General features: G+C 69.3%; 5 protein-coding genes. 2 read left to right on the top strand and 3 right to left on the bottom strand.

Annotation, left to right across the window (positions count from 1 at the left end):
- The coding region (locus tag E1258_RS36050) for a hypothetical protein (protein WP_207919813.1) at positions 1–194 on the bottom strand (194 nt) is incomplete at its 3' end.
- 649 nt (positions 195–843) lie between these two features.
- Between E1258_RS36050 and E1258_RS30020 the strand changes: the two genes are divergently transcribed.
- The gene (locus E1258_RS30020) at positions 844–2,271 is read left to right on the top strand and encodes an endo-1,4-beta-xylanase (protein ID WP_243715783.1); all 1,428 of its coding nucleotides are present in this window, start codon (positions 844–846) and stop codon (positions 2,269–2,271) included.
- A 328-nt stretch (positions 2,272–2,599) separates the two neighbouring features.
- Here the strand turns inward: E1258_RS30020 and E1258_RS30025 are convergent, their stop codons facing one another.
- The gene (locus E1258_RS30025) at positions 2,600–3,133 is read right to left on the bottom strand and encodes a YbhB/YbcL family Raf kinase inhibitor-like protein (protein WP_132407037.1); all 534 of its coding nucleotides are present in this window, start codon (positions 3,131–3,133) and stop codon (positions 2,600–2,602) included.
- Positions 3,134–3,219: 86 nt separating this feature from the next.
- On the opposite strand from E1258_RS30025, the gene E1258_RS30030 reads away from it, so the two are divergent.
- Positions 3,220–3,879 carry a GntR family transcriptional regulator gene (locus E1258_RS30030; protein ID WP_243715784.1) on the top strand — a complete coding sequence of 220 codons (660 nt, stop codon included), beginning with the start codon at positions 3,220–3,222 and terminating at the stop codon, positions 3,877–3,879.
- Between the two features lie 123 nt (positions 3,880–4,002).
- Here the strand turns inward: E1258_RS30030 and E1258_RS30035 are convergent, their stop codons facing one another.
- Positions 4,003–4,686: a hypothetical protein gene (locus tag E1258_RS30035; RefSeq protein ID WP_243715785.1), complete on the bottom strand. Its 684-nt coding sequence runs from the start codon at positions 4,684–4,686 to the stop codon at positions 4,003–4,005.
- Positions 4,687–4,719: the final 33 nt, after the last annotated feature.

Raw genomic sequence — 4,719 nt, forward strand, 5'->3', positions numbered from 1 at the left:
GGGTACCGGTCGTGGTCGCCGGTGGTCCCGCTGTGGGCCCTGGCGGGTGGGGTCGCCGCCACGATGCTGGTGGGGATGGTGGCGGGGTTGTATCCGGCGGGACGGGCGGCGCGCCTGCCACCGAGCCAGGCGCTGTCGCACTGACCGGCGGGGCCGACCCGCCAGGCGGCCCCGCCGGCGATTGCTCCGGTCATGCGGTTGCGGCCGGGCGCGACAGGACGTCACGGCCCAGGAACAACGCCGGGGATGTCACGGTGATACGACCCTCGAACGGTGCTTCGGATTCGTCCGTCGCCACTCGCGTACCGACTTGTCGGAGACCCGCGACTGCGCGCCGATCTGCGCGCTCGGCCTCGACTGCTCGAACAGGGCCGCGGCCTGCTGCCGGTCAGCCTCCTGCCGGGTGCGGGCCGCGGCGTTCACACCACCACCAGCCGGATACCTCATTCCAGGGGCCAGCGCTGGTGTGGCGTCGACCTCGACCGACGGGTCATCCACGGGCGACATACCGCGGAAGCCACACTTCGAATGTTTCGGTGCCTGGGGCGCCGACGATCGGCACGATCGAGCGTCACCCCCTTGCCTGAGTCCGGCGGCCTGGTCGCGCTGCTCTCCCCACCTGCGCGAACGTGCTTCCGCCGGTTCCTCGACCTCTTGGAGGTTTCCGAAATGTTTCCGGAAATTATTGACAATGTGGCCGGGCGGTATCGATACTGACCCTTTGGAAGACATGCATGAACATCGATCATTGGCGTCTTGTGTCAAGGAGGGCCCGTGAACAGCAGCCTGAGGCAGCGTAAGAAAGTTACTAGAACAGCTTTGCCGACGGCGGTGTTGTTGCTGGTGAGCGGCGCTGTGACGGTCCAGTCCATCGACCCGGCCGCCGCCGCCGAGACCACGCTGCGGGCTGCGGCCGCCAAGGCCGGGCTGTTCTTCGGCGTCGCCGCCTCGCCGAACCGGCTCCACCCGATCGTCGGTCAGGAATTCAACCAACTGACTCCCGAGAACGACATGAAGCCGGACAGGATCGCCACGTCGAGCGGTGGGCTGCAGAACACCAGCGGCGCGGACACCCTGGTCAACCACGCCCAGAGCAACAACATGCTGGTCCGGGGTCACACGTTGGTGTGGCACTCGCAGGCCGGTGCGCTGCAGGGTGCCAGCCAGGCGACGCTGAACACCTTCATCGGCAACGCCATTAACCGCTGGGGCAGCAGGATCGCCTACTGGGACGTCGTCAACGAGGCGCTGGAGGACAACAACACCGGCCGGCGCCGGACCCAGTGGCCGCACACCATGAACCGGGACGCGAACGGCGACGGCGACTTCTTCGACGCCGGCGACACCGACGTCATCCGGGACTCGTTCATCCGGGCCAAGCAGGTCGTGCAGGCCGGCGGGCTGACCACCAAGCTCTGCATCAACGACTACGACGTCGAGGGCCTGACGGTCCAGGGCGGTACCCAGAACCGCAAGGCCAACGCGCTGTACGACATCGTCCGCAACTACCGGCAGTACATCGACTGCGTCGGGTTCCAGGGGCACTTCAACGACAACCCGAACAGCATCATCACCAACGACCTGCAGGCCAACATCCAGCGCTTCGCCGACCTCGGCGTCGAGGTGCACCTCTCCGAGGTGGACATCGACGACGACCTGAGCAACAACGACATCGGCGCGGGTCAGGCGGAGAACTACCGCAAGGTCGTCCGGGCCTGCCTGAACGTCACGAAGTGCACCGGCATCACCGTTTGGGGCATTTCCGACAGCGAGTCGTGGCGCTCCTCCGAGCGGGGCCTGCTGTTCACCGGCGGCAACGGGAGCTACCAGAAGAAGGCCGCCTACCACGCGGTCCTCGATGAGCTGAACAAGGGCCGTAACTCCACCCCGCCGACGACGCCACCGGTCGGCCCGACCACTCTGCCGCCGACGACCCCGCCGGTGACGTCCGCCCCGCCGACCACGCCGCCGACCCCGACTACCGGCTGCTCGGCCACGGTCTCGCTGAACTCGTGGACCGGTGGCTTCGTCGCCACCGTGCGGGTCACCGCCGGCACGTCGCCGATCAACAGGTGGAGCGTCCAGCTCACCCTGCCGCCCGGGACCACGGTGACCAACGTCTGGAACGCCAACCGCAGCGGCACCAGTGGCACCGTGCAGTTCAGCAACGTCAGCTACAACGGCTCGGTGAACGCCGGCCAGTACACCGAGTTCGGCTTCCAGGGCACCGGGGCCGCCACCGGCCTGACCCCGGTGTGCACCGCCTCCTGAGCGGCGCCTGTCCTGGACGGGCGGCTTGCGCCCGTCCAGGACAGGCGAGACGGGGCCTTCGAGGTGGACGTCGTGGGCTCGTGGGTCGTTGAGGCGGCGCGTAGCCACTCCACGCTGGGTTGGCGAGCGTGCTCGAGTGGGCCTTCGAGGCTGCCGCGTGGCTGCCTTACCTCGGGCCCTCGCCCTCATCGATCTCCGGGTTCGTCACACCCATCGTGACCGGGATGGTCACGATGAAAAGGTCCCACTGACTCGCAGAGCAGATCCGGACGGTTCACCTCGATGGCGTCCGGACCTGCTCTGCGGTCCTCTACCGCCATCTGGCGGGTCAGGCCGGGATTTCGGCGGTGGCGGTCAGGACGGCGCGGGCCAGGATGTGGCTGGCGATCGTGAAACCGAGGACCGCCGGGGTGGCGTCCGCCGCCACGCCGATGGACTCGACGTCGAGTGCGTGGACGGCGATCACGTACCGGTGAGGCCCGTGACCGGCGGGCGGGGCGGCGCCGATGAAGCGGGCGAGGCGGGCGTCGTTGGGCAGCTGAAACGCTCCGTCGGGAAGGCCGGTGCCGGAGTCGTCGCCCGCCCCCTCGGGGAGGCCGGTGGCGGTGGCGGGGATGTCGGCCACGGCCCAGTGCCAGAAGCCGGAGCCGGTGGGGGCGTCCGGGTCGTAGACGGTGACGGCGTAGCTCTTGGTGTCCTCGGGGGCGCCGGTCCAGGACAGTTGCGGCGAGACGTCCTTGCCGCCGGGCACGCCGAAGATCCCGGACATCTGCGCGACGCCGAGCATGGTGTCGTCGGTGACGGTCGTGCTGGTGACCGTGAAGGTTGCCGCCTCGGGTAGGCGGGCGAACGGGTCGTTCATGACAGGTGATCCTTCCCAGACGAGCTGACGCAATCGACTGTAGCACTGAAAATCGATTATATGTCTCATGGTCTACGATGCTTGTCGTGGCTGAGGCGAAGCAGATGCTCACCGAGCGGATCTACACCGAGTTGCGGGAGGCGATCCTGCGCGGCGACTTCGCGCCCGGTGAGCCGCTCAAGCCGCAAGAACTGGCCGGAGCGCACGGCGTGAGCCTCGCGGTGGTACGGGAGGCGCTGGTGCGCCTGGTCGGAGACGGGCTCGCCGACCGGCTCACCAACCGCGGCTTCGCGGTACCCACCCGGTCCGACCAGCGCTGGCAGGACCTGACCGAGGCGCGACGCACGATCGAGCCGGCCACGCTGCGGCTGGCGATCGCACGCGGCGACCTGGACTGGGAGGCACGCGTGCGGGCCGCTCATCACCGGCTGGCTCGCACACCCGCACACGAGGCGGGCGACGGCCGGCGCGTCAGCCCGCAGTGGTCACGCGCACACCGCGACTTCCACCGCGCACTGCTGGACGGCTGCGCGAACGCGGTGCTGCTGGAGACGTTCGACCGGCTATGGCTCGCCAGCGAACTGGTCCGGCACTGGGCGGCGGATCGCGCTCCCGACCGTGACTACATCGGCGAACATCGCCAACTGGAGGAGGCGACGCTGGCCAGGGACGCGGACACGGCGGCGGCGCTGCTCGAACAGCATCTGTCGCTGACCGCCGCCAACCTCGTCTGCGGCAACGGCTGATCCCCAGGCGCATCCGGGCGGATGTCAGAACATCGGCACGACCGGACGCCAACGAGCGGCCCCTCGTCACCTCCCGTGACGTCAGATCGCGTCGGCTGTGATCCGGGGTAGCGGTGTCGTCGGTCACCGCGGTTTCGAGCGCCGGCGTTGCGCTGCGTTGGGGCCCCGGGCGAGGACGTAGACGAACAGGACCACCATGACGATGGTGCCTGCCCACATCGCCTCCTGCCAACCGTCGACAAAGGATTCTCGGGCGGCGCGGACGAGCTGGTGCGCCTGGGGCCCGGCTGTGTCGGCGGCTTCGAGGGCGTTGGCGACGCCGCCCCGGGCGGCTTCAGCGGCCCCGGCGGGGACCGCGTCGAGCTTGGCGTCGATGGCGTCGCGGTAGCCGGCCGACAGCACCGCGCCGAGCAGGGCGACGCCGAGTGCGGTGCCCAACTCGCGGGTCACGTCGTTGAGCGCGGACGCGACGCCTTGGTGCCTGCGTGGCAGCGCGCTGGTGATGGCCTCGGTGGACGGGGTCATCGACAGGCCCATACCCAGCCCCATGGCGAGCATGCCGGGCAGCACCGAGAGGTATCCGCCGTCGACGGAGACGCGTACCGTCATCAGAGCAAGGCCGGCGCCGCTGAGGAAGATGCCGGAGGCCATCGTCTGTCGGCTGCCGACGCGTGCCGCGACGACCGCGCTGGCGAAAGAGCCGGACGTCGAGCAGGGGCGCCGGCTGGCGCAGCTCCCACGCCGTCGGCGCGGGTCCTGGATGATCGGATCGGCGTCGCCCACCTGCGAAGGCAGGTTCGTGCTCATCGGGTTTCCTTTTCAGGGGGCAGGGGGCAGGGG

Source organism: Micromonospora sp. KC207, assembly GCF_004348615.1.
Classification (GTDB): domain Bacteria; phylum Actinomycetota; class Actinomycetes; order Mycobacteriales; family Micromonosporaceae; genus Micromonospora.